At 59.6% G+C, this 22,872-nt stretch carries 19 protein-coding genes and 1 tRNA gene; 12 read left to right on the top strand and 8 right to left on the bottom strand.

What is annotated here, in order from left to right:
* The first annotated feature begins 187 nt into the window (after positions 1–187).
* Together AUC43_RS16675 and AUC43_RS16670 are read left to right on the top strand one after the other, a co-directional pair.
* A tRNA-Leu gene (locus tag AUC43_RS16675) sits at positions 188–269 on the top strand.
* A 97-nt stretch (positions 270–366) separates the two neighbouring features.
* Complete coding sequence (locus AUC43_RS16670; protein ID WP_068196247.1) at positions 367–1,050, top strand: phosphatase PAP2 family protein; 684 nt, start codon at positions 367–369, stop codon at positions 1,048–1,050.
* Between the two features lie 47 nt (positions 1,051–1,097).
* Here AUC43_RS16670 and AUC43_RS16665 read toward each other — a convergent pair whose 3' ends face one another.
* The 5 genes from AUC43_RS16665 to AUC43_RS21950 form a co-directional block, all read right to left on the bottom strand.
* On the bottom strand, positions 1,098–3,458 hold the full coding sequence (locus AUC43_RS16665; RefSeq protein ID WP_157781137.1) for a GAF domain-containing protein: 2,361 nt from the start codon (positions 3,456–3,458) through the stop codon (positions 1,098–1,100).
* A 75-nt stretch (positions 3,459–3,533) separates the two neighbouring features.
* Positions 3,534–4,088, bottom strand: coding sequence for a hypothetical protein (locus AUC43_RS16660; RefSeq protein ID WP_157781136.1), 555 nt, complete (start codon positions 4,086–4,088; stop codon positions 3,534–3,536).
* A 120-nt stretch (positions 4,089–4,208) separates the two neighbouring features.
* Positions 4,209–4,868: a hypothetical protein gene (locus AUC43_RS16655; RefSeq protein ID WP_068196240.1), complete on the bottom strand. Its 660-nt coding sequence runs from the start codon at positions 4,866–4,868 to the stop codon at positions 4,209–4,211.
* A gap of 230 nt (positions 4,869–5,098) precedes the next feature.
* Entirely contained in the window at positions 5,099–6,496 is a 1,398-nt protein-coding gene (locus tag AUC43_RS16650; RefSeq protein ID WP_068196237.1) for a dicarboxylate/amino acid:cation symporter, read from the bottom strand.
* A gap of 154 nt (positions 6,497–6,650) precedes the next feature.
* Positions 6,651–6,902 carry a DUF6799 domain-containing protein gene (locus AUC43_RS21950; protein WP_417999861.1) on the bottom strand — a complete coding sequence of 84 codons (252 nt, stop codon included), beginning with the start codon at positions 6,900–6,902 and terminating at the stop codon, positions 6,651–6,653.
* Between the two features lie 350 nt (positions 6,903–7,252).
* On the opposite strand from AUC43_RS21950, the gene AUC43_RS16640 reads away from it, so the two are divergent.
* A complete protein-coding gene (locus AUC43_RS16640) occupies positions 7,253–8,260 on the top strand; it encodes an enolase C-terminal domain-like protein (protein WP_071886121.1) in 1,008 nt (335 codons plus the stop codon).
* Between the two features lie 8 nt (positions 8,261–8,268).
* Here AUC43_RS16640 and AUC43_RS16635 read toward each other — a convergent pair whose 3' ends face one another.
* The gene (locus AUC43_RS16635) at positions 8,269–8,835 is read right to left on the bottom strand and encodes a DUF6799 domain-containing protein (RefSeq protein ID WP_157781135.1); all 567 of its coding nucleotides are present in this window, start codon (positions 8,833–8,835) and stop codon (positions 8,269–8,271) included.
* A 159-nt stretch (positions 8,836–8,994) separates the two neighbouring features.
* Here AUC43_RS16635 and AUC43_RS16630 point away from each other — a divergent pair, with 159 nt between their 5' ends.
* Complete coding sequence (locus tag AUC43_RS16630) at positions 8,995–9,450, top strand: MarR family winged helix-turn-helix transcriptional regulator (protein ID WP_068196225.1); 456 nt, start codon at positions 8,995–8,997, stop codon at positions 9,448–9,450.
* A 110-nt stretch (positions 9,451–9,560) separates the two neighbouring features.
* Positions 9,561–10,205, top strand: a complete 645-nt coding sequence (locus AUC43_RS16625) for a YceI family protein (RefSeq protein ID WP_068196223.1) — start codon at positions 9,561–9,563, stop codon at positions 10,203–10,205.
* A gap of 108 nt (positions 10,206–10,313) precedes the next feature.
* Here AUC43_RS16625 and AUC43_RS16620 read toward each other — a convergent pair whose 3' ends face one another.
* Positions 10,314–10,871 (bottom strand): hypothetical protein, encoded by a 558-nt coding sequence (locus AUC43_RS16620; RefSeq protein ID WP_068196220.1) that lies wholly within the window; start codon positions 10,869–10,871, stop codon positions 10,314–10,316.
* 327 nt (positions 10,872–11,198) lie between these two features.
* On the opposite strand from AUC43_RS16620, the gene AUC43_RS20490 reads away from it, so the two are divergent.
* The 7 genes from AUC43_RS20490 to AUC43_RS16585 all read left to right on the top strand — a co-directional run bounded on the left by AUC43_RS20490 (position 11,199) and on the right by AUC43_RS16585 (position 22,556).
* Positions 11,199–14,930 carry a tail fiber domain-containing protein gene (locus AUC43_RS20490; protein ID WP_157781134.1) on the top strand — a complete coding sequence of 1,244 codons (3,732 nt, stop codon included), beginning with the start codon at positions 11,199–11,201 and terminating at the stop codon, positions 14,928–14,930.
* A 24-nt stretch (positions 14,931–14,954) separates the two neighbouring features.
* The gene (locus AUC43_RS16610; RefSeq protein ID WP_068196214.1) at positions 14,955–16,478 is read left to right on the top strand and encodes a T9SS type A sorting domain-containing protein; all 1,524 of its coding nucleotides are present in this window, start codon (positions 14,955–14,957) and stop codon (positions 16,476–16,478) included.
* A gap of 426 nt (positions 16,479–16,904) precedes the next feature.
* Positions 16,905–17,186: an ATP-dependent Clp protease adaptor ClpS gene (locus tag AUC43_RS16605; RefSeq protein WP_068196211.1), complete on the top strand. Its 282-nt coding sequence runs from the start codon at positions 16,905–16,907 to the stop codon at positions 17,184–17,186.
* Between the two features lie 88 nt (positions 17,187–17,274).
* Positions 17,275–17,889, top strand: a complete 615-nt coding sequence (gene recR / locus AUC43_RS16600; protein WP_068196208.1) for a recombination mediator RecR — start codon at positions 17,275–17,277, stop codon at positions 17,887–17,889.
* 181 nt (positions 17,890–18,070) lie between these two features.
* On the top strand, positions 18,071–20,107 hold the full coding sequence (locus AUC43_RS16595) for a glycosyltransferase family 2 protein (protein WP_068196204.1): 2,037 nt from the start codon (positions 18,071–18,073) through the stop codon (positions 20,105–20,107).
* 136 nt (positions 20,108–20,243) lie between these two features.
* Positions 20,244–21,464, top strand: a complete 1,221-nt coding sequence (locus tag AUC43_RS16590; protein ID WP_068196202.1) for a pyridoxal phosphate-dependent aminotransferase — start codon at positions 20,244–20,246, stop codon at positions 21,462–21,464.
* Positions 21,465–21,560: 96 nt separating this feature from the next.
* On the top strand, positions 21,561–22,556 hold the full coding sequence (locus AUC43_RS16585; RefSeq protein WP_068196200.1) for a bifunctional heptose 7-phosphate kinase/heptose 1-phosphate adenyltransferase: 996 nt from the start codon (positions 21,561–21,563) through the stop codon (positions 22,554–22,556).
* A 79-nt stretch (positions 22,557–22,635) separates the two neighbouring features.
* Here AUC43_RS16585 and AUC43_RS16580 read toward each other — a convergent pair whose 3' ends face one another.
* Positions 22,636–22,845 (bottom strand): zinc ribbon domain-containing protein YjdM, encoded by a 210-nt coding sequence (locus AUC43_RS16580; RefSeq protein WP_068196197.1) that lies wholly within the window; start codon positions 22,843–22,845, stop codon positions 22,636–22,638.
* Between the last annotated feature and the right edge of the window lie 27 nt (positions 22,846–22,872).

Genomic DNA, 22,872 nt, shown 5'->3' with positions numbered 1-22,872 from the left:
AAAAAGAGGGGAGGGAAGAAAAAAAATGGCTCTGCAAGTAACTGAGAAACAATTATCGGTGGCGCAATACACCCGGGCGCTGCGAAAAAATTGGGCTGGGTGTTGTTTGGCTGCAAAATGGGACTGTATCTTTGCACCATCAAAAGGCCGCACTTCTTAACGGAGAGCGGCTTTTTGCCCACTGCATGCGCTTGTGGCGAAATTGGTAGACGCGCTGTCTTCAGGCGGCAGTTCCGCAAGGTGTGGGAGTTCGAGTCTCCCCGAGCGCACGTTTTTGAAAAAGCCAGCCCAATTGGGCTGGCTTTTTTGGTTTTGCGTATTTGGGTTACCAAAACCCACCCACGCATTTTAGCGGCCCACGTGCCTATGAACCGCTTTACCTCCCGCTTGCTGGCCCTGGCCGGCCTGCTCACCCTCGAAATCGTGTTTGGGGCGGTGCTTTTTGTGGCAGCGTTTGCGGTGTTTTTTTACCTGGCCCGGGTCGTATTCGTGCACCATTCCATGGCGCTCGACAACTGGGCGTCCAGTATTGTCGACGACTGGCGGCACGCCATTCCCGGTCTTACGGGGCCGGTGCGGTTCGTGACCTTCTTCGCGGCGCTGCCGTTTTTGCTACCGGCCAGCATCATAGCGCCCTGGCTGATTCGCCGCGCCGGCCACCCGCGCGAAGGCTGGGAGCTGGTTCTGGCTATGTTCGGCGGCATCGTGCTCAACCAGTTGCTGAAGTGGTACTTCGGGCGGCCGCGGCCCAGCAATGCCCTGCTCCACACCTTGGGCCTGAGCTTTCCCAGCGGGCACGCCATGCTGGGCATGACGTTCTACGGCTGCCTGGCATGGCTGCTGGCCCGGCACTTTGCGCGGCCCGGCTGGGTCGCGCCCCTGCTGATATGGGTGGGGCTGATTGGGCTGACCCGCGTGTACCTGCACGCACACTACGCCACCGACGTGCTGGCCGGCTTTGCTGGCGGCGCGGCCTGGCTGGTAGTCTGCCGGGCCGGGCTCAAGCTGTTCTGGAAGGAAGAGGAAGTGGTGTTGGGCGCCAAGGAGTAAGGCGCAGACACTTCTTCCTGCGGCTGGCCCAACCGTTGCCCCCAAGCCTACAGTTTTACCTGCACGCGCAGGGCCAGCAGGCCCTTCACGCCCTGCAGCTCTTCCAGCTCCAGCTCCTCTACGCCGGGCTCCAGCAGGCCGCGGTCCTGCAGGTAGTCGATGTACTCGACGTACTCCACGGCCTCGCGGGTTTGGGCGTACACCAGGGCAATGGTGCCGGGCTGGGTCAGCCGCTCGCCGGTGCCTTGCACGGTGGCCTTGTCGATGCGCTTCTTGATGATTTCGTAGCGGATGTTGTAGGCCCCGTCCACGTCAAACTGGCGCTCGTCCTGCCGGAAGCGGATGCTCAGGGCCTGGCCGTGAATGAGAATGAGCTGCGTGGTTTCGAGCGGCACGGGCAGCGTATCGCGCAGGGCGGCGGTGCGGCGCGTGATTTCCACCATCGTCAGCAGCTGCCACAGCCGCAGGTTTTTCAAGAAAACCAGGTCGAAGGGCTTATTCTCCACCAGCGTGCCGCCCACGTAGATGTTGTACTCCACGCCATCGGTTTTGTAGCGCTGGAAGTAGTGCGGAAACATGTGCTGCGCCTTGTACTCTTCCTCATCGAGGAAGGCACTCACGGCATCGTTCAGGGTGGTCACGCTCACTTCAAAGTCCTTCCGGCGCTTGTAGAGAATGCCAAGCTTGTCGTCGATATTATCCCAGTACTTCGTGATGACGGGGCGCAGCTCCGGCGTGTGCGTGGCCAGGTACTCAAACAAGGGCTCTACTTCGCGGGTAAGCGAGTCGTAGATGTTGGCTTCATCGCCGGAGAGCATGCCCTCGTGCAGGCGCTTCAGGTTCTTGGTCACATAGAACTTGAGCTCGTCGAGGATGGGCAGGTGCTGGTACTCAGAGGCCTTTTTCAGGACCTTGTTGGCCAGGGTGAGGTGCTCAATCAGGTCGCCCTGAATGGCTTCGTTTCGCGCCGTGCTGCTGCCCCGAATGTCGCAGGAGCCGTGCAGCGGGTACACGTCCTCAAACACAATGGCTTCCATCTCGGCGTTGCGGTTGCCAGCATCGAGCTCGGCGAGCAGGTTGCGGGCCGCGTCCATAAAGCGCCACTCCATGGTGGGGTGAATGGCCGTAAACTTCTCGCGGATAATGGCGTGCACGCGCGCCTGCAAATCCTCGGCGTTGCGCTTCACGGCTACCGCAAACAGGGGCATGAATTGGGCCACCTTGTCCATGTCGAACTCATCGAGCCCGCCCACCGCGGGCGTGCCCAGTTCCAGCAGGCCCACCGTGTCGTTGCCATAGGGCAGCAGCGCCAAGATGGTGGAATGGATGCCCAGCCCCAAGATTTGCTGGCGCAGGTCTTCGGGGATGTCGGCCGTGGCCACGTCCTTCATTACCAGGGGCTCACGCTCGCGCAGGAGGCGGTCGTAAATCAGCCGGAAGCTGCTGCTGGCCGACTGGTGCTGCACCTGCTTGGTAAGGAAGCTGTGGTTGATTTTGCGCCCAAAATCCACAAAGGCGCGCTTTTTCTCATCGTAGGCCGCGATGCCGAGCTGTAGCGCCGGCTCCGCAAACAGCACCCGCAGCTTTTCCTGAATCTGCTCGAAACGGGCCGGGGTCTGCAGTACGTCGCGCTCCAGCAGGTCGTACTTCAGCTCCGACAGTATCTCCTGCTCAGTCACATCCACCAACTGGATGATGTTGAAGCCTTCCAGCTCGAAGTGCTCGGCGGGCAGCAGCTGGCTCCAGAGCTCGGGGCGGTGGCGGTTGTGAATGAGCGTTTCCACCTGCTCGGGCGTGAGCACCGGCGGCTCGCCCACCACTTTTACCCGCACAAAGTCGGAGTTGAACACCACCCCGTAGTGGCGGTACAGCCCAATTTTGTAATCCGGCACCGTGAAAATAATGGTGCCCAGGGCCGGCAGCTCGGCTCCGTACACGCGGTGCAGCACGAGGTGGTAGGCCATCAGCCCCATTTGCCGCTCCATGGCCGCCATGTCGATGTTGAGCGGCTGCTTGATGGTGCGGTCCTTGTTGAGCATCACCGCTTCAAACAAGCGGGTAGAGTAGAAGCTGCGCCGCTGAAACGGCCCAATTACGCCGCTGATGTCGGAGGCAAACGAGGCGGGCGGAAACACCGCCATCATGAGCGTTTCAATCAAGTCGCAGCCGCACTCCACCACCGAGTGGTCGGTGAGGGGGCCGCGGCACCAGGGCTCCTGCGCTACCTGCTGGGCAATGGCATGGGCCAGTAAGGCCACCCCGGAATTGGTGGACTGCTCACGCTCCTGCCAATAGGCAATGAGCGGTTCCAGGCTGAGCGTGGAACGGAACGGGAAAAGCGAGGGGGCGGCGTTTTGGCGCGACTCGGGCAGCGCCGGGGCTACCGGAGTGGGGGTTTCAGCAGGCATGGTAACGAAAAACACGAATTCCCGGCCAAACGTTGCAGCGCGGTAGGTACTATACGCGAGCCACTTCCGGCGCGACTACTTGACTAGCTCGATGTACGGCTTTTGCTTGAGGTCAATTACAAACGCACTGTCGGCCGCCGCGCTGTTGCGCTTGGGCCGGGTGGCATAAACTGTTTTTTGGGTATTGGTGTAGCAGGTGCAGCAGCCATTGCCGTCGAGGCTGCCGGCCAGCCGGATGCTGTCGATAACCAACACCGTGGTGGGCACGGGCTTGCTTTGCGGCGCCTGCCCCAGGTATTGCACCACGTAGCGGTACTTGTTGAGCTTGGCGGTGCCGGCCTGGGCAAACGGCGTGGTGTTGTTGATGACCACACTGTCGCGGACCCGGGCCGCCGTGCGAACCAGCGTGACCGTTTCCGGCTTGGTCGTGGGGCTGTAGGGCAGCGGCGAGCGCTGAATGATAATGGTATCGAGGTCGGCGGTGGCAAAGCGCGGGGAGAACCGCAGCTTGATGGCATCCGCCTGCTCGTCCTGGCAGTTGCAGACGTTGTTGGCGCAGCAGCCGCTCAGCAGCAGGGCCACGGTCAGGAAACAAGCAGTAGAAACTCGAAAGGGCAGGAGGTGAGCCATAGCAGCCCAAAGGTAAGGCCCGTAGCACCCACCTCGGCCGCCGTGGGCCGAAGCTGGGCACTACGGGCCAGACGGTATCAAAAATTGAGCTGAGGCAGGGCTCCGCCCGAGCTTAGCGGCTTAGCGGCTGCCGGTAACCACCGACGACGAAGGCAGGGTGGGGTTCTCGACGGTACCGCCCGAGAGCAGCAGCGGGCGCAGGCGAGCGGCGGCCGTATCGAGCTGGGGCCGAATTTGGGCCATGGCGCCGCGCAGGGCAATGACGTCGGCCAGGCGCGGAGCGGTGGTTTGGGAGTAGCCGTGGTACATGGCCACCTTCACGGCGGAGGTGCCGGTGCCCGCGTAGGAGCCCAGCAAGTTGCCGGCGGCGTCGCTCACTTCCACTTCGGCCTGCAGGGTGGTCTTGTACCACTCCAGCGGAATGCCCAGGATGGCCGGCACCATAAACGTGAGCACCTGAAGGCCCTGCAAGCCGCGGCCTGTGCGCACGGTGCGCACTTTCTTCACCACCAACTTGGCGTAGCCATACGTCGCGGTATCGGTGGCCTCCGTCAGGTTCACACGGCACTCTTGTTGAAACAGCTTGAGCGGGTCCTCGGGCAGTGCGCCGTCGTTCATCGCCAACGGGCCTTGGTCAGCCATGATTTCCAGGGCGGGCAGGCGCTTGGAAATACTAGCCGTGGGCGTGCTTTTCATCATGGACTTCACCGACACACAGGCCGGCGCAGCCAGCAGGGCCGGAGCAAGTGCCAGCAGGGCGAGTTGACGAGTGAGCTTCATAGCTGTAAATTAGTGAGAATAAGGGTAAAGGGAAAGCAGGGCTTCAAAAAATGCCATAATGTCGGCCAATGTGATGTAACCTGAGCTAAGAGAAGCTAAATTACCTGATATAGGTGGCAAACATGTTGTTTCTCGGTGAACGGAGCAAAAAAACCTGCTACCGTAGGCAATTTGGAAGGTCAACTTTACGGGCTTTCCCCTGCTCAAAAATTACAATAAATAAAAGTTGACTATTTATAAATAGGCTCTTCTATTGCGGTTAGCTCCGGGTTGTGGTAGTCATCGATAAACTCGCCTTCCCAGCGGGCCACTACCGCCGAGGCCAGGCAGTTGCCGAGCACGTTCACGGCGGTCCGAGCCATGTCCATCAGGGCATCGATGCCCAGGATGATGAACACCGGCCAGGCCGGCAGGTTGAAGGAAGCCACCGTGGCCAGCAGAATAACCAGCGATGCCCGGGGCACGCCGGCCACGCCTTTGCTGGTGAGCATCAGGGTGAACACCATCAGCAACTGCTGCCCAAAGGTGAGCGGCACGCCCGCGGCCTGGGCTACAAACACCGCCGCCAAGGACAAGTACAGCGTGGTGCCGTCGAGGTTAAAAGAGTAGCCCGTGGGCATCACGAAGGCCACAATGCGGCGCGGCACCCCGATGGATTCCATGGCTTCCATGGCGCGGGGCAATGCCGCCTCCGAGGAGGTGGTGGCGAAGGCGATGCTTACCGGCTCGGCCACGGCCGCCAGGAAGCGGCGCAGCGGGAGGCGGGCAATGAGAGCCACCGGCAGCAGCACCAGCACGGCAAACGCAATCAGGGCCCCGTACAGCGTCAGGAGCAGTTGCAGGGCGTTGAGCAGCGGCGCAAAACCCATTTTGCCCACCGTGTAGGCCAGGGCCCCGCCCACGCCCAACGGCGCGAAGTACATCACCACGTTGGTGAACTTAAACATTACTTCCGAGAGGCTTTCGCAAAATTCCAGCATCACGCGGCGGGGCCGCTCGGGGGTGAGGGCCAGGCCAATGGCGAACAGGATGGCAAAAATCACGACCTGCAACACCTGGCCCTCGGCTACCGACTTGGCAATGTTTTCGGGGAAGATGTGCAGGATGATGTCTGCCGCGGTTTGGGGCGGGGCGGCGGCCAGCGCTTCTTCCTTCACACCCGCCTGGCTGATGCCCACGCCGGCTTTGGTGAGGTTGATGGCCGCCAGCCCAATAAACAAGGCGAACGTCGTGACAATCTCGAAGTACACCAACGCCTTCAGGCCCATGCGGCCCACTTGCTTGAGGTTGGCGTGGCCGGCAATGCCAACCACCAGCGTCGCAAAAACCAGCGGCGCAATAATGGTTTTTACCAGCCGTAGGAAGGCGTCGCTCAGCACCTTGAGGTTCATGGCCACGCCGGGCGCATCGTGGCCCAGCTCAATGCCGACCAGCATGCTGACCACAATCCAGAGCGTGAGCGAGCGGCGAGGGGCCACGGCACCGGCCACGGCCGCCAGCGCCAGCCAGCGGGCTGCCACCGGAACGGCGTGGGGCAGCGCAAGTAAATTATTGGCGGTCAGTACGGTGACAATGAGCGCCAGAAGTAAAAGCGTAACCGCAACGAGGAGTAAGCGAGATTTCGTCATGCAACTAAAAAGGCCGGGATAACGGATTGAAGGCCTAAAGAACGGCATTATCCAGCCAGCAAGCTCGCCGGCGCCCCAAGCGCGGGCGCCAGACCAAACGAAAACGCCTCGTAACCAATGATTACGAGGCGTTTTGGGTAGGCCAAAGGCAGCGCTAGAGCGACAGTAGGTAGCCAATGGTGAAGTTGGTATCGTAGCCGAACACGAATTGCTGGCAACCCGTAGCCGCGGCCACCGTCTCGTAAATATTGAGGCCGGCCTTGGCTAGCATGTCGCCTTCCTGCAGCACCACCCGCTTGCCGCTGGTAAGCACCACCGACTGGGTGCGGTACTCCACCCGCACGCCGTTGGGCAGGGTGATGTCCTGGCTCAACGGCTTTGACTGGTTGCCAGTCTGCAGCACCATGGCCTGGTTCTGCACCTTAAACCACGGGATGTAGCCCCGGGCTCCCGTGGCTTTGGACTGGGCAGCTGCCTGCTGGAGGCTGCTGGCCAGCAACATGGCGCTGAAAAGGAGGGAGGCAAGTAGCGGTTTTTTTATCGGAGTGGGTGCGAAGCAGATTTCGGCGGTTTAGATGGACCGGAGAAGAATTATAACGCTGCAAAGCTCAGCCTCACCGTCCAGCTTGCCCTTTGCCATTAGGCCAAAGGCTAAAATTGCTGGCTTAGTTGTCCGATTTGCCCGGCCACAACGTAGGTGGTTGGTTTTTTGGCCCCATCTTGGGGCACGCCCCAATGGCGGCTGCATTCCCCCTCATGCTAACCTGGACCCTGACCACCCACGAGCTGCACCTGCGCTACGTTTGGAAAATTTCCCGCAACGCCTCCAGCACCAAAACCAATCTGCTCCTGCGCGTATCGGGGGGCGGCCAGAGCGGCACCGGCGAGGCCGCACCCAACGTGCGCTACAACGAAACCCCCGAGCTGCTGAAGCAGCAGTTCGATGCCCTGCAAGCCAATGGATTAACCGCCGTCACCTCCCTGGTTGAGCTGGATGAGCTACTAGCCACCCAGCCCGTGGCCCATGCCCTGAGCTTCGCTCTGGAATCGGCCTTGGTGCAGTGGTTGGCAGCTTGTGCCGGGCAGCCGGTGTGGCAGTGGCTGGGCGTGCCGCCGCCCGCCCGCACCGTCCCCACGGCCTTTTCACTGCCCATTATGGAGCCCGGCGCCGTTGCCGGGTTTTTGCAGGAGCAAAACGCCGCGCGGTTTCAGCTGCTCAAAATCAAAGTCAACCAGGCTGAAGGACTTGAGCTGATTCGGGAGGTGGCCCGCGTCTTGCCCGGGCACGGCCTGCTGGTAGACGGCAACGAAACCTGGACCAACGCCGACGGCGTGCTCGGCTTCCTTGAGAACGCCACGGCGCTGCCCGGCGTGCACCTGCGCTTTCTCGAGCAGCCCATGCCCGCGGCCCTGGCCGAAGATTACCGCTACCTGCGCCCGCGCAGCACGGTGCCGCTGCTGGCCGACGAGTCGGTGACGGACACTGCCGACTTTGCTGAAATCGCCCGGCAGTTTCACGGCGTCAACGTGAAGCTGATGAAAGCCGGCGGCTTTCGGCGTGGCGTTGAGTTGCTCCGGCGCACAAATGCCCACGGCCTGCTCCCCATGCTGGGCTGCATGGTGGAGACGACGGTGGGCATTGAGGCGGCCATGCAAATCAGCGCGCTGGCCGACGTGCACGACCTGGACGGCTTCCTGATTGTGAAGGACGAGCCGTTTGGGCTGGTGGGGGAGGAGGCCGGGCAGCTGTTTCTGCCTGCCTAATCCCGGCCTTATTTCGGGGCCGTCAGCTGCGCATCGAGCTGCGCGATTTGGGCGTCGATGGATTTGGTGTCGGGCAATTCGGTGCGGCCCTGGCTCAACAAGCTTATCTTCTGGGTCAGCAGCTCAATTTTTTTGGTGAGGAGCGAATTCTGCATTGCCGGGTCGGAGAAGCCGGGGCCGCGCTGCACGTATGTATCGAACTTGCCGCTCGGGCCATTGGGCGCTTCGCCCCGGGCCGCCGCCGCACTGCCGGGCGTGGCAAACACCACCCCGCCGTCGGCCCGCACGTAGTCGCCTTCGCGCAGCGTCAGCTTTTTGCCCTGCGGATTAACCTTGTCGGCGGGCATCTCCACGATGCCGTTTTTGTAGTTGATTTTGACGCCGCTTTCCAGCTTCACGTTTTGGGTGAGGGGCGTGAGTACTTTGCCCTCGCGGCGCATTACCTCGCCGTTCTTAAACACAAACTGGGTGCGGGGCGTGGTCTTAACGGGGAAACCGCCCTCCTGCGCGGCGGCGTGGCGGGGGGCGGTGGCCAGGCAGGCGGCCGCCAGCAATACGAAAACAAAACGAAGCATAGAAATGGGAAAAGTGGTTGAACCTGCGAGGATACGCATTTTGCGGCGTTAGGGAGAAAGCCCGACCAGTAAGCCTAAAAATAATTTTAAAATAATTGGGAACAATGTTGCGACATTAAATGTACCTACATAAATTTGCAACTGATTCCACTGCCTACCATGCGCATCGAAGACGAAATCAAGCAGCCCATTTTTCGCGACGAGTTTCAGAAGGCCCACATCAACCTGCTGTACACGGCGGGGTGGCTGCAGCTGCGCCAGGCGGCGGCGTTTAAGCCCTTCGGCCTCACGCTGCCGCAGTTCAACATCCTTCGCATTTTGCGGGGCCAGCACCCGCTGCCGGCCACCGTGGCCTTGCTCATCGACCGCATGCTGGACAAGACCAGCAACGCCTCCCGTATTGTGGACCGGCTGGAGGAAAAGCAGTTGGTGACGCGCACCGTGTGCCCCGCCAACCGCCGCGCTGTGGACATCCGCATCACGAAAGCTGGCCTCGACCTGCTCGACCGCATCGAGGAAGCCGGCGTTACCAAGTCCGGCGGCATGAACCAACTCACCGCTGAAGAAGTGCACCAGCTCAATACCCTGCTCGATAAAATTCGAACGGAAGAATAATTGATTTTACCTAAGTAATAGGAAATGCCGTTCTGGCACATTTTTTCGTTGCGGCCGGGCCGTAGCATTCTCTCAATTAGTTATTAAATTTCCCCAATTCCCTTTTTCAGATGAAAAAATTCCTGTTGCCCGCATTGTTTGCTGTTGCCGTCCTCGGCGGTGCCCCTGCTGCTTCGGCGCAAAAAATGAACAGCGCCAAAATGGCCACCAACGCCCCGGCTTATAAGCTGCAGCCGCAGCTCAGCACCTTGGGCTGGGATGGCAAAGCCGTAACCCACGGCCACAACGGCACCATGCAATTCGCCAACGGCGACCTGCTCGTGAAAGGCAATGCCATCGTGGGTGGCACCGTAACCGTGGACATGAAGACCATGAAAGCCACCGACATCACGGACGCCGAGAACCAGGCCAAGTTTGTGGGCCACATGAGCAGCGACGACTTCTTCGGCGTGGCTACGTACCCCACCTCTACCTTCAAAATCGTGAGCGTGGCCCCCATTAAAGGCGCCGCCAAAGACGCTAACAACGCCACCATCACCGGCGACATGACCATCAAAGGCGTAACGCAGCGCCTCAGCTTCCCCGCCAAAGTAGGTGTGAAAGACGGCGTAGCCGCCGCCACTGGCAAGATGACCATCGACCGCACCAAGTTCGGCCTGAAATACGGCTCGAAGTCGTTCTTCGAGAGCATCGGCGATAAGGCCATCTACGACACCTTCGACCTGACCTTCAACGTTATTGCCAAGAAGGCTTAATTGCCCAGGCAGTCCGGTTTACGGGCCTTTCCGCAGTAGCCCACGCGGTTGCTGCCGTTGAAATGCCCTCTTCCAACAAAAAAGCCCGCCAATATTGGCGGGCTTTTTTTATTCCGGTATGCTGAAGTGCCGGGGCAGCTCAAATTTCAAATGCCGACTCTTGCTGCGGTTGTGCAGGTTGCTCAGCATCTCATCCAGTTCTTCCTTGTACTCGAGCCACAGGTCCTCGTGCAGGTTCTTCAGAATCATGGCCGGCAGGCGGGCCGCCAACCGCGCCGTGGCGTTGAAAAACCCGTCGTACACGCTGTCGAATTGCCCGGAGTAGTTGTCGATGCACTGCCGCAGGATGTACACCAGCAGGTCCACTTCCAGCTGCTTGCTCTTGGTGATGCGGCGGGCGCGGGCCGCCTCCTGCACACTCGCCCGCAGCGCCTTCACCAAGCTCCGATTGAGCAAGCGGCCCGATACGGCCACGTTGAACAGCTCGTGAATGCGGTCGGCGGCTTCCTCCTGAATCTGGGCCAGGGTCACGTCGGCCAGCAATTCGAAGCGGTAGGTTTCGTACAGCTCGGCGTCGCGGCGCACGGCGCGCAGCAGCAGCGCTTCCTTATCGCTTTCGGGCAGGCGCTTGAGGGCTTTTTTGAAATCGGAGGAGGGGACGGGCATTATGGGGCTGATTTTTAAACGATTATCGGCAAGTCCTTATTTGTTTGATAACCATAAGTAAGCAAACGTAACGCATGAGTTTGACAAAGGTTATCTCATGAAAACATTGTGAATATTATTGGTTTAAATGGGAAATATATTATTACTTAGTAGAAAGATTCATTATTTTCTTGGTAAAACCTGGTAACAATTCACTTATTTCATTTTTATATGAAGGTTTTCTCCTCTCTTTTCTACTCATTGGGGGCAACGAGTTTGCTGCTGCTGGCCACGCCGGCAGCGCGGGCCCAGACCGGCATTGGCACTCTTAACCCCGATGCCTCGGCGATGCTTGATATAACCAGTGCAAGCCGAGGGTTGCTTATCCCGCGGGTGGCGCTCACAAGTGCAACCGATGGGGGAACAATTACAAACCCGGCCACTTCGTTGTTGGTCTACAATACCAGTGGCGCTATCGCCGGGCCAGGTTTTTACTTTAACTCTGGTACGAGCAGCGCGCCCAACTGGGAGCGTTTCGTGAGTTCAGCGGCTCCGGTCGGCCTCGATTTTTGGCGCACTACCGGCAACGCCGGTACCAATCCATCTTCCAGCTTCCTGGGCACTACAGACGCCCAGGACCTTGCCTTTAGAGTAGGTAACACTGAGCGGATGCGGCTTCGCCAGGACGGTACTCTCAATCTTCTTAATGCCTTGACCGTGGGTGGCCCAGCTTCATTATTTTCAGCTATTGTAGCCAATGGGCTGACCGTGGGCAGCACCTTGGGGGTATCGGGGGCTACCACCCTGGCCGGCCTATCGGCCGGGGCCACAACGGTGAATGGTACGCTGAATGTTTCCGGCGTACCTACTTTCGGCGCGTTGGGCGGCACCGGCAACCGCTTAGTGGTAGCAGATGGGTCAGGTAATCTGAGCACTCAAGCAATTCCTGCTCCTGGAGATGCTATTCTCAACCAGAACACAGTTGACCAAATTGCCAATTTCCGCATCACTGGGTCAGGCCGACTTAATGGCGCGCTTTCCGTGGGTTCTACGTTAGGCGTAACCGGCGCCACTACGCTAAGCAGCACCCTTGGGGTCACGGGCAACACAAGCCTGAGCACGGTGGGCACGTCGGGCCTGGCCACCCTGAACACAGCCCGGGTTACGAGCCTAGTCGGGGCTGGCAACCGTGTTGTGATAACAGACGCCAACGGCAACCTTATCACGGGCGCTGCTGCTTCAATTGGTACGGGTGAATTCATTCAGAACCAGACCGCGGTAGCCCAGCCTGCTAACTTCCGCATTAGTGGCTCTGGCGAAGTGGGTGACGGCTTTAAGGTGTTTGGCAAAACAGTCTTAACTGGCGACTTGAAAGTGGCGGGAAGAAACAGCGTCACCAATTTATACGCCACAATCGTTGGCAACCCAAGCGAGAAAACCTACTTGCAAGTAAACGGGGAAGCTACTATTACTGACCTAGTTGGTACCGGGACCCGTTTGGTAGTAGCCGATGCAACCGGTAAGCTTGGTACACAGACCGTTGCAGCATCAGATTATTCCATTCTGAACCAGAACGCGGCCGACCAAATCGCAAATTTCCGCATTAATGGTACTGGGCGGATTGGTTCTACACTAAATGTAGCCGGTGCAACTACTCTAGCCGGCCTCACAGCAGGCACTACTTCGCTTGGCTCTACTAGCATAGGGACACTCGGAGTAACGGGCGGTACTACCCTTGCCGGACTTACCGCTGGGGCTGCCACGCTAAATTCGGCTTCCGTCACCAATGTGTTGAGTACTGGCACACTTAACTCCTCGGGTTTGGCTACGCTGAATTCGGCCCGCGTGACAACCCTGGGCGGCTCCGGGAACCGTTTGGTGGTAACCGATGACTTAGGCAATCTAACCACACAAGCTATTCCCGCGCCAGGAGATGCCATCTTAAATCAGAGCGCTATAACACAACCCGCTAATTTCAAAATCAGTGGCTTGGGCCAAGTAGGGACCACGTTTGGTGTGGGCACTGACTTAACGGTGGGCAATACGTTGACGGTAGCTGGTGCCAGTACGCTTAAATCGGTAGGTGTAACCAATAACGCGACGGTTGGGGGTACACTCGCAGTAACGGGCAATACGACCCTGTCTGGTGCTAACACGTTCAATAGTGCCACCGTCACAAACGATTTGACCGTGACAGGCAACGCCGGGCTGAAGACGCTTAGCACCTCCGGCCTAGCTTCGCTAAGTGCTGTGCGCATCGGCACATTTGTCGGAGGCAGCAGCAATCGAATGGTTATCGCTAACAGTACCGGAGACCTATTAGCCGTTGACTTACCAGGCAGCTCTGGCGAGTTTATTAAAAACACCAACACAGCTGCAGCACCTGCTTTTGCCGTGAGCAACGGATTGATTAACGCCAACCTGACCGTTGGGGGAACTTCGGCGCTGGGCGTCCTCAGCGCTGGGGCTACTACGCTAGCTTCGGCTAACGTCACCAATGCCGTGAGCGCCGGTTCGCTAGGCGTTACGGGTACGACTACGCTCAACAATTCCTTGGTAGTAGCAGGGCCCACTCAGTTAAGCAGCCTGGGCATAAATCAAGGCACCCGCTTGGTGGTAACGGATGGCTTGGGCAACTTGTCTACGCAGGCTATTCCGGCAACAATTGACCCTATCTTAAATCAAGTCTCTACGCAGAATGCTAGCTTTAATCTGAGCGGGTCGGGTGAGCTGAACTCGCTGAGAGTGAACGGTAACACCTCCATGGGCGGAAGCAATACAGTTGGTGGTGCATTGGTTGTGATGGGCACTAGCACTTTAAGCACGGTCACTGTAAATTCCAATGCGACCGTAGCCGGCGCACTCGGTGTAGGAGGCACTACTACCATGAATGACCTCAATACCTCCGGCTTGGCTTCACTGGCTTCGGCCCGGGTAGCTAACCTGAAAACGGCTGGCATGGTAGTCAACGACGCCAACGGAGTTTTAACCACTCAGCCTCTGCCTACCCCAATCAACGCCATTCTAAATCAAACTGGGAACACCCAAACGGCTAATTTTCAAATTAGTGGCTCCGGTGCCTTAGGCACTTTGACCGTAAGCGGTGTTTCCACGCTGGCTGGGCTAAACGCCGGGGCCACAACCCTAAGCTCGGCCACAGTGGCGGGTAGCTTGAGTGCTGGAACTACCACCCTGAACTCTGCAGCTGTAGCCGGTCCGCTGTCGGTGGATGGCGCCACTACCTTGAAAAGCTCCTTGGATGTAAGCGCGGCAACCAAACTTTCTGGACTTACTGCTGGCTCAACAACGCTGGCCATGGCACAAGTAACGAACTTGGGCGGCACCGGCACCCGGCTTGTTGTGGCTGATGGCTCAGGCAACTTGGGCACTCAGGACTTTCCCTCGCCAGGTGTTGCCGTTTTGAATCAAAGCTCGACTGCCCAAGCCGCTAACTTTAACATCAATGGCTCTGGTCAAATTGGTACAACGCTGAGCGTCGGCACTGCCATGAGTGTAGGTGCCACGTTGGGCGTAGGCAGCAATGCTTCAGTAGGTGGAGCGTTAAATGTGACGGGCACCACCACGCTCGGCAATGCGCTAACTGTAACCGGCAATATTGTGCCGAACTCTGATGGCAACAATACGCTTGGTACTTCGGCTTTGCGGTGGGCGAACGTGTATTCCACCAATGGAACTATACAAACCTCTGACGCCCGCCTGAAAACTAACATCATGGGCCTGGGCTACGGCATGAGCACTGTAATGGCCATGCGCCCCGTGCGCTACGCCTGGAAGAAAACGCCAAGCCAAACCAACAAAATCGGCTTTATTGCCCAGGAGCTGCAGAAGGTGGTACCCGAAGTAGTTTCCGTTGGCACCGATGCCAACCAGACCATGGGCGTGAACTACGCCGAGCTGGTGCCCGTGCTGGTGAAAGCCCTGCAAGAGCAACAAGCTCAACTCGACACCATGCGCGGCCGGGCCGAGAAAGCAGAAGCTGCCGTGCAGACGTTTGAGTCGCGTTTGCGGGCGCTGGAGGCCGGTACTCCGGTTAATGCCACGGCCCAGGGCCAGCGCTAAGTGTCTTACTCCCTTATGCGTACCATGATGGCCAATTTTAACTTTCCGCGGCCGGGACGCTTAGCCGCGGCCCTGTTGCTTGGCGGCCTGTGGCTTTCTTCGGCCGCCCGGGCCCAGACGCTCTACAATGGCCCCAATGGCATGGTGGCGGTAACTGACTCGCTGCTGTACGTGCGTGGCGATGCGACCGGTAAAGCCTTCAAAAACGAGGGCCAGTTTAACCAGACGGCCACGGCGCCGGCTAGGCCCCGGCTGTTTCTGGACGAAGGCGACTTGCTCAATACCGGCACTTGGGTGCCGGGTTTGGGCACGGTGGTCTTCAACGGGGCCAGCGGCACCCAGCGCAATCTGACCTTGAACGGCGCCATCCTGCACCACCTGCGCATCGACAATCCGGCTGCGGGCAGCAACCCCGGTGGGGTACTGCTGGGCTCCAGCGGCCAGGTTGATGGCGTGTTGCGGATGAAGAATGGTCATTTGCTCACCACCACCAACTACCAGCTGCGCCTCACGGCCACGGGCAGCGTTTTTGGTGAGACCGATGCCTCCTATGTGAAAGGCAGCCTGGTGCAGCAGCAAAGCGTGCCTGCGATTACTTCCGACGTTGATTTTGGCGGCATGGGCTTTCTGGTGAACCCGCAAAGCCAAGGCTTTACCCTGGAAGTAGACCGCCGTACCGGGCTGCTGCTGGCAAATTATTCCTTCGGCCAAAATCCGGTGCTTGGGAGCAACCAGGGCATCGACCGCATCTGGCGCCTGACTACACCAGCGCCTCCAGCCGCGCCCGTGACCCTGACGCTGAAATGGCTGGCCGACAACGACCACGGCTTGAATTTCAACAACAGCCAGGCCCAGGTGTGGCGCAGCACCGACAATGGCCTTACCTGGGTGCGCCAGGGCCCGCTCCAGCCGGCTGCTAACCGTTCCGTTACGGTTAGCACCACGTTGGAAACCGGGGCGTGGTACACGGTGAGCACCTACGAAGTGCCGCTGCCAGTGGAACTTACCTCGTTTGCTGCCACGGCCCGTGAGCTGGATGCTGTGCTGAAATGGAGCACTGCCTCGGAGCACAACAGTGCCTGGTTCGCAATTGAGCGCGCGGAGGATGGCAAGAACTGGATGGAAATCAGCCGCAAACCGGCTGCGGGAAACAGCAGCTCAACGCTGTCTTATACGGCAACTGACCTCGGAGCCGGCCGCAAAGCGGCGGCTTTCTACTACCGCTTGCACCAGATTGATTTGGATGGCACTTCCAACTACAGCGGCGTGCAGTACGTCCGGTTCAACAAAACCATTGTGTTCTCGGTGGAGGCTTACCCGGTACCCATGCAGGCCTACCTGACGTTGGATTTGGTGTCGCCCGCCGCGGGGCCGCTGCAAATTGAGCTTTATGACATGACCGGCCGAAGGGTAATCAGCCAGAAGGAAATGGCACCGATGGGCAGCAGCCGGTACCAGGTGGACGTACGCTCGCTGGCCACCGGCAACTACACCTTGCGCGCCGTGCAAGGCGGCCAGCAAATTACCCGCAAAGTCTTGCGCCTGTGAGGTTAACCCCGAGCCACCGGCCTGAGTTGAAAGTGTAATAACCCGAGGCTGGGCTGGTGATGGATGCTGCTCCAATCGCCGCGAAACCAGAATCTCGGTTGTTCGGGCCCGTGTCCTGCGGGTTTACTTCGAGATTGCACAGTTAGCCCAACCACGTTTGGGCGAAAAGCCCCGCTGCCCAGAAAGAGGACAGTGGGGCTTTTTCATTTTTATATGAAAATTATTGCGAGTAAGTAATGGTGCTTGAGGTCCGGCACTGAATAGTTTTGCTTAGATCACCTTGATGCGCCCAATAAGTGTGATTGCCGGCGCCCAACAAGCTCCGCCATGGGTTAATAAAATCAGTGGAAATAAGGAAACGAATCAGGGATATTCATAGTTACTACAAGCTACCCCCACGCGGGCTTTCCTGCGTAATTTTGCCCTATGAACACCCGCCCGCAAATTGAGCACGATGAGGACGTACTGCTGCTCGAAGAAGAAGTTGAGCTGCGTAACCTCGTTGTGTACAACGACGACGTCAACACGTTTGAGCACGTCATCAAAACCCTGATTGACGTGTGCGGACACCAGCCGGAGCAGGCCGAGCAATGCACGCTGCTCATCCACTACAAGGGCCAGTGCGCCGTTAAAATAGGCACGTACGAGGAACTGGAGCCGCTGTGCACGGCCATCCACGACCGCGGCATCTCGGCAGACGTGGTCTAGTTGTCAGTTGCTCGTTGTCAGTTGTCAGGTTGCACTGGCAATTCACAACCTTCGACTAACAACCGACAACCATCAACTAACAACCTGAATGGAGTTCCCCTCAAAACTGATTGAAAACGCGGTGGGCGAGCTGGCGCGCCTGCCCGGCATCGGCCGCAAAACGGCCCTGCGCCTGGCGCTGCACTTGCTGAAGGCCGAGATGGATACCACCGCTTCATTGGCCGAGGCGCTGGCCAAAATGCGCTTCGAAATAACCTACTGCCGCACCTGCCACAGCATTTCCGATGCCGAGCAGTGCGACATCTGCGCCAACAAGCTGCGCGACCACAGCCTGGTGTGCGTGGTGTCGGACGTGCGCGACGTCATTGCCATTGAAAACACGGGCCAGTACAAGGGCGTGTACCACGTGCTGGGCGGCGTGATTTCGCCCATTGAAGGCGTGGGCCCTTCCGATTTGCACATCGATTCGCTGGTGGAGCGGGCCAGCACCGAAGACTCCGAAATCCGGGAAGTCATCCTCGCCATCAGCCCCACGATGGAAGGCGACACCACGGCCTTCTACCTCTCGCGCCGGCTGCGCGACCTGCCCAACGTGCACATCAGCACCATTGCCCGCGGCATTCCGGTGGGCGGTGAGCTGGAATACGCCGACGAAATTACCCTGGGCCGCAGCATTGTGGAGCGCCTTCGGCAAGCCCGGTAGATTGCGAGTGAAGCGCAGCGTAGCTATTCCGTACTGTTCTCATCGGTTAGCCTAATAATGTGAAAAGCCCCGGCGCTGCGCAGTGCCGGGGCTTTTTTGCGTCCAGTGAAATGGCTGTCACGGCTCAGACCCTGTCGCGTTGGAAGGACGGATTTCCGCGTTCTGCTGCGCTTCACTCGCAATGACCGTTCTGCCCGTAATTTCGCCGGCTGTGGTGAAGCTCTCCGTCATTATTGTCAATTACAACGTCTGCTATTTTCTGGAGCAGGCGCTGCTGTCCGTTCGCCGGGCCGTGGAGAAATTGGCCCAGCCGGTAGAGGTGTTCGTGGTCGACAATAATTCCGTCGACGGCTCGGTAGCCATGGTGCAGGCGCGGTTTCCGGAGGTTATCCTGATTGCCAACCGCCACAATCCCGGCTTTTCGAAAGCCAACAACCAGGCCCTGCGCCGCGCCACCGGCCAGTACCGGCTGCTGCTGAACCCTGATACGGTGGTGGAGGAAGATACCTTCCGCGCCTGCTGCGAGTTTATGGACGAGCACCCCGAGTGCGGCGGCCTGGGCGTGAAAATGCTCGACGGCCAGGGCAATTTCCTGCCCGAAAGCAAGCGCGCGTTGCCCACGCCCAAGGTGGCGTTTTACAAAATGTTTGGGCTGGCGAAGCTCATGCCCAAGTCGCGCACCTTTGGGCGGTACCACCTCGGCTTTCTGAGCCAGGAAGAAACCCACGAAGTGGAGGTGCTGAGCGGCGCCTTCATGCTGCTGCGCCAAACCGCCCTCGATAAAATCGGGCTGCTCGACGAAGACTATTTCATGTACGGCGAGGACATTGACCTCTCGTACCGCCTCACGCAGGGCGGCTGGAAAAACTATTATTTCCCCGGCACACGCATCATTCACTACAAGGGCGAGAGCACAAAGCGCACCAGCGTAAATTTCGTGTTTGTGTTTTACCGGGCCATGGTGATTTTTGCCCGTAAGCACTTCGCCCCGGGCCAGGCAGGCTTGTTTTCGCTGCTGATAAATGCGGCCATCTGGCTGCGGGCCGGCGCGGCGGTACTGGAGCGGCTGGCTGTGCGGGTGGCCCCGCTGCTACTCGATGCCGGCCTTATTTGGGGCGGCATGTACTTCCTGAAATCGTATTGGGAACGCAACCACAAGTTTGTGCCCGGCGATTACCCGCCGCAGTACATGATGGTGGCCGTACCGGCGTACATCCTGGTCTGGCTCACCTCGGCCTACCTGAGCGGGGCCTACGACCCGCCCGTGAAAACCGCCCGCGTAGCGCGCGGCATCTTTGTGGGCACGCTCTTAATCTCGGCGGCTTCTAACTACCTCGATGCCTGGCGCTTTTCCAAGGCGCTGATTATCTTGGGCGGCGGGTGGGCCGTGGTGGCCCTGATGGGCCGGCAGCTGCTGACGCACTTTATCAAGTACCGCGACCTGCGCCTAAGCGAGCAGCGGCATAAGAACATTGCCATCGTGGGCTCGGGGCCCGAAACCCACCGCGTGCGCCAGCTGCTGGAAGCCGCCGGGGTGCAGGCGCACGTGATTGGCTACGTGAGCGTGGCCCAAAAGGGCAGTCACCCCGCCCCCTCGGCACCGCTGTTTAGCAACGCGTCTGCCCCGGGACCGGATGAGCCCTTGGGCGAGCTGCGCCAGCTCGCCGACATTATCCGCCTCTACGCGCTGGATGAGCTGATTTTTTGCGGCAAAGACCTGCCTGCCAGCCAGATTATTGCCCTGATGCTGAGCCTACCGGCCGCCCCGCGGGTGGCCTACAAGATTCTGCCCGAAGACAGCCAGTACATCATCGGGAGCAGCAGCAAGGACACGCCGGGCGACTATTACACCCTGGATATTGCCCTGAACCTCTACCAGCCCCGGCAGGCCCGGGCCAAGCGCCTGCTCGACGTGCTGAGCAGCGCTGGGCTGCTGCTCTTGTCGCCCGTGCTCATATGGCTGCAGCCCCAAAAAGGCCGATTCCTTCGCAATTGCCTGGCGGTGCTGCTGGGCAACCGCACCTGGGTGGGGCTGCGGCACACCCACGGCTCGGCCCGGGCGGTGCCCGCCGTGCTGTCGCCGGCCGATGCGGCCGTGTCGGCCGCTCCGCTGAACGAAGTCACGCGGCGGCGGCTGGAGCTGCTTTATGCCAAAGATTATGAGCCCAGCACGGATTTGAGCGTGCTTTGGCGCTGCTGGCGCCGGCTGGGGCAGTAACTTAATTCGGACAGCATCGATTCTGCGTCGTAATTTGGGCATCTCTGCCGGCAAAGGCAGATGTTCCTGAACGCTGCTTCGACCAATGCTTGGGGCGGCGGCACCTTCGGTTAGCTACTATCACTTTCACTGCATTATGTCCAGCACTACCACCATCGCGCCCGCTTCGCCGCTCTCCAGCCGCATTCAGGCGATGCACGAATCGGCTACGATTGCCATGGCCAAAAAGTGCCGGGAACTCATCGCCAAGGGGTTCGACGTTATCAACCTGAGCTTCGGCGAGCCCGACTTTCAGACGCCCCAGTACATCAAGGACGCCGCCAAGGAGGCCCTCGACAAGGGCTTCACGTTCTACACGCCCGTGCCGGGCATTCCGGAGTTGCGGCAGGCCATCTGCGACAAGTTCAAGCGCGACAACCAGCTCGACTTTCAGCCCAACCAGATTGTGGTGAGCACCGGCGCCAAGCAGGCGCTGGCCAACGCCGTGCTAAGCCTAGTGAACCCCGGCGATGAGGTCATCGTGTTTTCGCCCTATTGGGTGAGCTACGAGGAGATGGTGAAGCTGGCCGAAGGCACGTCGGTGCCGCTCGTGGGCACGCTCGAAAACGACTACAAAGTGACGGCCGCGCAGCTCGAAGCCGCCATCACGGAACGCACCAAGCTCATCATGTACTCTTCGCCCTGCAACCCCACGGGCTCGGTATTCAGCCGGCAGGAGCTGAGTGAAATTGCGGCCGTAATGGCGCGGCATCCGCAGGTATTTGCCCTGGCCGATGAGATTTACGAGTACATCAATTTTGTGGGCGAGCACGTGAGCTTGGCTCAATTTCCGGAGGTGAAGGACCGGGTGATTACCGTGAACGGCTTCTCCAAGGGCTACGCCATGACTGGCTGGCGCCTGGGCTACCTGGCCGCCCGCCAGGACATTGCCGCGGCCTGCGAGAAAATGCAGAGCCAGATTACGTCCGGCACCTGCTCCATTGCGCAGCACGCCGGCCTGGCGGCCCTGCGCGGCGGCCGCGCCTCCGCCGACGAGATGGTGGAGGCCTACCGCCGCCGCCGCGATTTGGTGCTGGACATCGTGAAAGACATTCCCGGCCTCAAAACGCCCACGCCCAGCGGCGCTTTCTACGTCTTCCCCGACGTATCGGCCTTCCTGGGCCGCACCGCGCCCGATGGCAGCATCATTAGCACCTCGATGGATTTGGCGCTTTACCTGCTGAACGATGGGCTGGTGTCGGCGGTATCGGGCGAGGCGTTTGGGGCCCCGGAATGCATGCGGTTCAGCACAGCCGCGGCCGATGACAAGCTGGTAGAAGCGTTTCGACGGGTGAAAGCCAGCTTGGCGAAACTGTAGGCCCGCGCCGCAGGGTAGGCGGGGCAGCCCAAGCTCGGCTATGGGAGTGGACATGCTGGGGTAGAACGCGCCGTGGCTCGTCCCTACCTTTGCACAATGTCTGTCGATTCTCTGCTTACACTTTTCGAAAACTTCAATCGCCTACGCGTCCTCATCATCGGGGATGTGATGGTGGATGCCTACGTGTGGGGCCGCTCGACGCGGCTCTCGCCCGAGGCGCCGGTGCCCATCGTGCACGTGGCCCGCACCGAGCAGCGCCTGGGCGGGGCTGCCAACGTGGCCCTGAACGTGCAGGCCCTCGGCGCTACGCCGCTGCTCTGCGCCGTAATTGGCAACGACCCGGGCGGCGACCAGCTCCTGCAACTGCTGCACGAGCGGCAGCTCTCGTCGGATGGCATCATTCGCAGCGCACACCGGCCCACCACGGTCAAGCAGCGCATTCTGGCGCACGGCCAGCAGTTGCTGCGCATCGACTCCGAGGTTGAAACCGACGTCAACGCCGAAGAAAGTACCCAATTGCTGGCCGCCTACGACGACCTGCTGACCCGCGCCGACGTCGTGATTTTCGAGGACTACGACAAGGGCGTGCTCAACGAAGCCATTATTGCCGAGTGCATTGCGCGGGCAAGGGAGCGCGGCATTCCCACGGTGGTGGACCCCAAGAAGAAGAACTTCCTGGCCTACCGAAGCTGCACGCTCTTCAAGCCAAATTTGAAGGAGCTACGCGAGGGCCTGAAACTGGAGTTCGGCGACCCTGTGTCGGACCGCCCCGGATTTGAAGCGGCCGTAACCCGGCTGCGCGAGGTGCTGGAGCCCGAAACGGTGCTGGTGACACTGTCGGAATACGGCGTATTTGCGCAGCAGAATGAGCAAAAAACGTATCTGCCGGCCCACCTGCGCACCATTTCCGATGTGTCCGGCGCTGGCGATACCGTCATTAGCATTGCCGCGCTGTGCGTGGCCTTGGGCTGCCCGCCCGCCTTCACCGCCGCGCTGGCCAACCTGGGCGGTGGGCTGGTCTGCGAGCAGGTAGGCGTGGTGCCCGTGGAAAAGCAGCTGCTGCTCCAGGAGGCCATGGAGGCCGGAATCTAAACTGCCCAACCCGAACAGGTTAAAAAGGAAATGGCGCCGGGCAGAACCTGGCGCCATTTCCTTTTTAACCTGTTCGGGTTTATGCTTTCTTCAAAAACTCAGTTTTGAGCACCATGGTGCTGCCACCGGCCCGGCCTTCAATCTCGCTGGCGCTATTGGTGAGGCGGATGTTTTTGACGAGCGTACCGCGCTTCAGGGTGAGGGACGAGCCTTTCACTTTGAGGTCTTTGATGAGGGTGACCGAGTCGCCTTCGGCGAGCAGGGTGCCGTTGCTGTCTTTGACGTCCATGGAAGGCTTTTTTAATAACGAAGTGGG

It is taken from the genome of Hymenobacter sedentarius (assembly GCF_001507645.1).
GTDB classification, from domain to species: domain Bacteria; phylum Bacteroidota; class Bacteroidia; order Cytophagales; family Hymenobacteraceae; genus Hymenobacter; species Hymenobacter sedentarius.
The sequence above is the reverse complement of the archived record's forward strand: the minus strand, read 5'-3'. Positions and strand labels throughout refer to the sequence as shown.

Bases quoted from the DNA above. Each gene is read 5' to 3' on its own strand.
- AUC43_RS16605 (WP_068196211.1), top strand. From the start codon at position 16,905: ATGAACACCCGCCCGCAAATTGAGCACGATGAGGACGTACTGCTGCTC.
- AUC43_RS16620 (WP_068196220.1), bottom strand. From the start codon at position 10,871: ATGCCCGTCCCCTCCTCCGATTTCAAAAAAGCCCTCAAGCGCCTGCCC.
- AUC43_RS16655 (WP_068196240.1), bottom strand. From the start codon at position 4,868: ATGAAGCTCACTCGTCAACTCGCCCTGCTGGCACTTGCTCCGGCCCTG.
- AUC43_RS16595 (WP_068196204.1), top strand. From the start codon at position 18,071: ATGACCGTTCTGCCCGTAATTTCGCCGGCTGTGGTGAAGCTCTCCGTC.
- AUC43_RS16610 (WP_068196214.1), top strand. From the start codon at position 14,955: ATGATGGCCAATTTTAACTTTCCGCGGCCGGGACGCTTAGCCGCGGCC.
- AUC43_RS20490 (WP_157781134.1), top strand. From the start codon at position 11,199: ATGCTTGATATAACCAGTGCAAGCCGAGGGTTGCTTATCCCGCGGGTG.
- AUC43_RS16630 (WP_068196225.1), top strand. From the start codon at position 8,995: ATGCGCATCGAAGACGAAATCAAGCAGCCCATTTTTCGCGACGAGTTT.
- AUC43_RS16635 (WP_157781135.1), bottom strand. From the start codon at position 8,835: ATGCTTCGTTTTGTTTTCGTATTGCTGGCGGCCGCCTGCCTGGCCACC.
- AUC43_RS16660 (WP_157781136.1), bottom strand. From the start codon at position 4,088: ATGGCTCACCTCCTGCCCTTTCGAGTTTCTACTGCTTGTTTCCTGACC.
- AUC43_RS16585 (WP_068196200.1), top strand. From the start codon at position 21,561: ATGTCTGTCGATTCTCTGCTTACACTTTTCGAAAACTTCAATCGCCTA.
- AUC43_RS21950 (WP_417999861.1), bottom strand. From the start codon at position 6,902: ATGGTGCTGCAGACTGGCAACCAGTCAAAGCCGTTGAGCCAGGACATC.
- recR (WP_068196208.1), top strand. From the start codon at position 17,275: ATGGAGTTCCCCTCAAAACTGATTGAAAACGCGGTGGGCGAGCTGGCG.
- AUC43_RS16580 (WP_068196197.1), bottom strand. From the start codon at position 22,845: ATGGACGTCAAAGACAGCAACGGCACCCTGCTCGCCGAAGGCGACTCG.
- AUC43_RS16670 (WP_068196247.1), top strand. From the start codon at position 367: ATGAACCGCTTTACCTCCCGCTTGCTGGCCCTGGCCGGCCTGCTCACC.
- AUC43_RS16625 (WP_068196223.1), top strand. From the start codon at position 9,561: ATGAAAAAATTCCTGTTGCCCGCATTGTTTGCTGTTGCCGTCCTCGGC.
- AUC43_RS16640 (WP_071886121.1), top strand. From the start codon at position 7,253: ATGCTAACCTGGACCCTGACCACCCACGAGCTGCACCTGCGCTACGTT.
- AUC43_RS16590 (WP_068196202.1), top strand. From the start codon at position 20,244: ATGTCCAGCACTACCACCATCGCGCCCGCTTCGCCGCTCTCCAGCCGC.
- AUC43_RS16650 (WP_068196237.1), bottom strand. From the start codon at position 6,496: ATGACGAAATCTCGCTTACTCCTCGTTGCGGTTACGCTTTTACTTCTG.
- AUC43_RS16665 (WP_157781137.1), bottom strand. From the start codon at position 3,458: ATGCCTGCTGAAACCCCCACTCCGGTAGCCCCGGCGCTGCCCGAGTCG.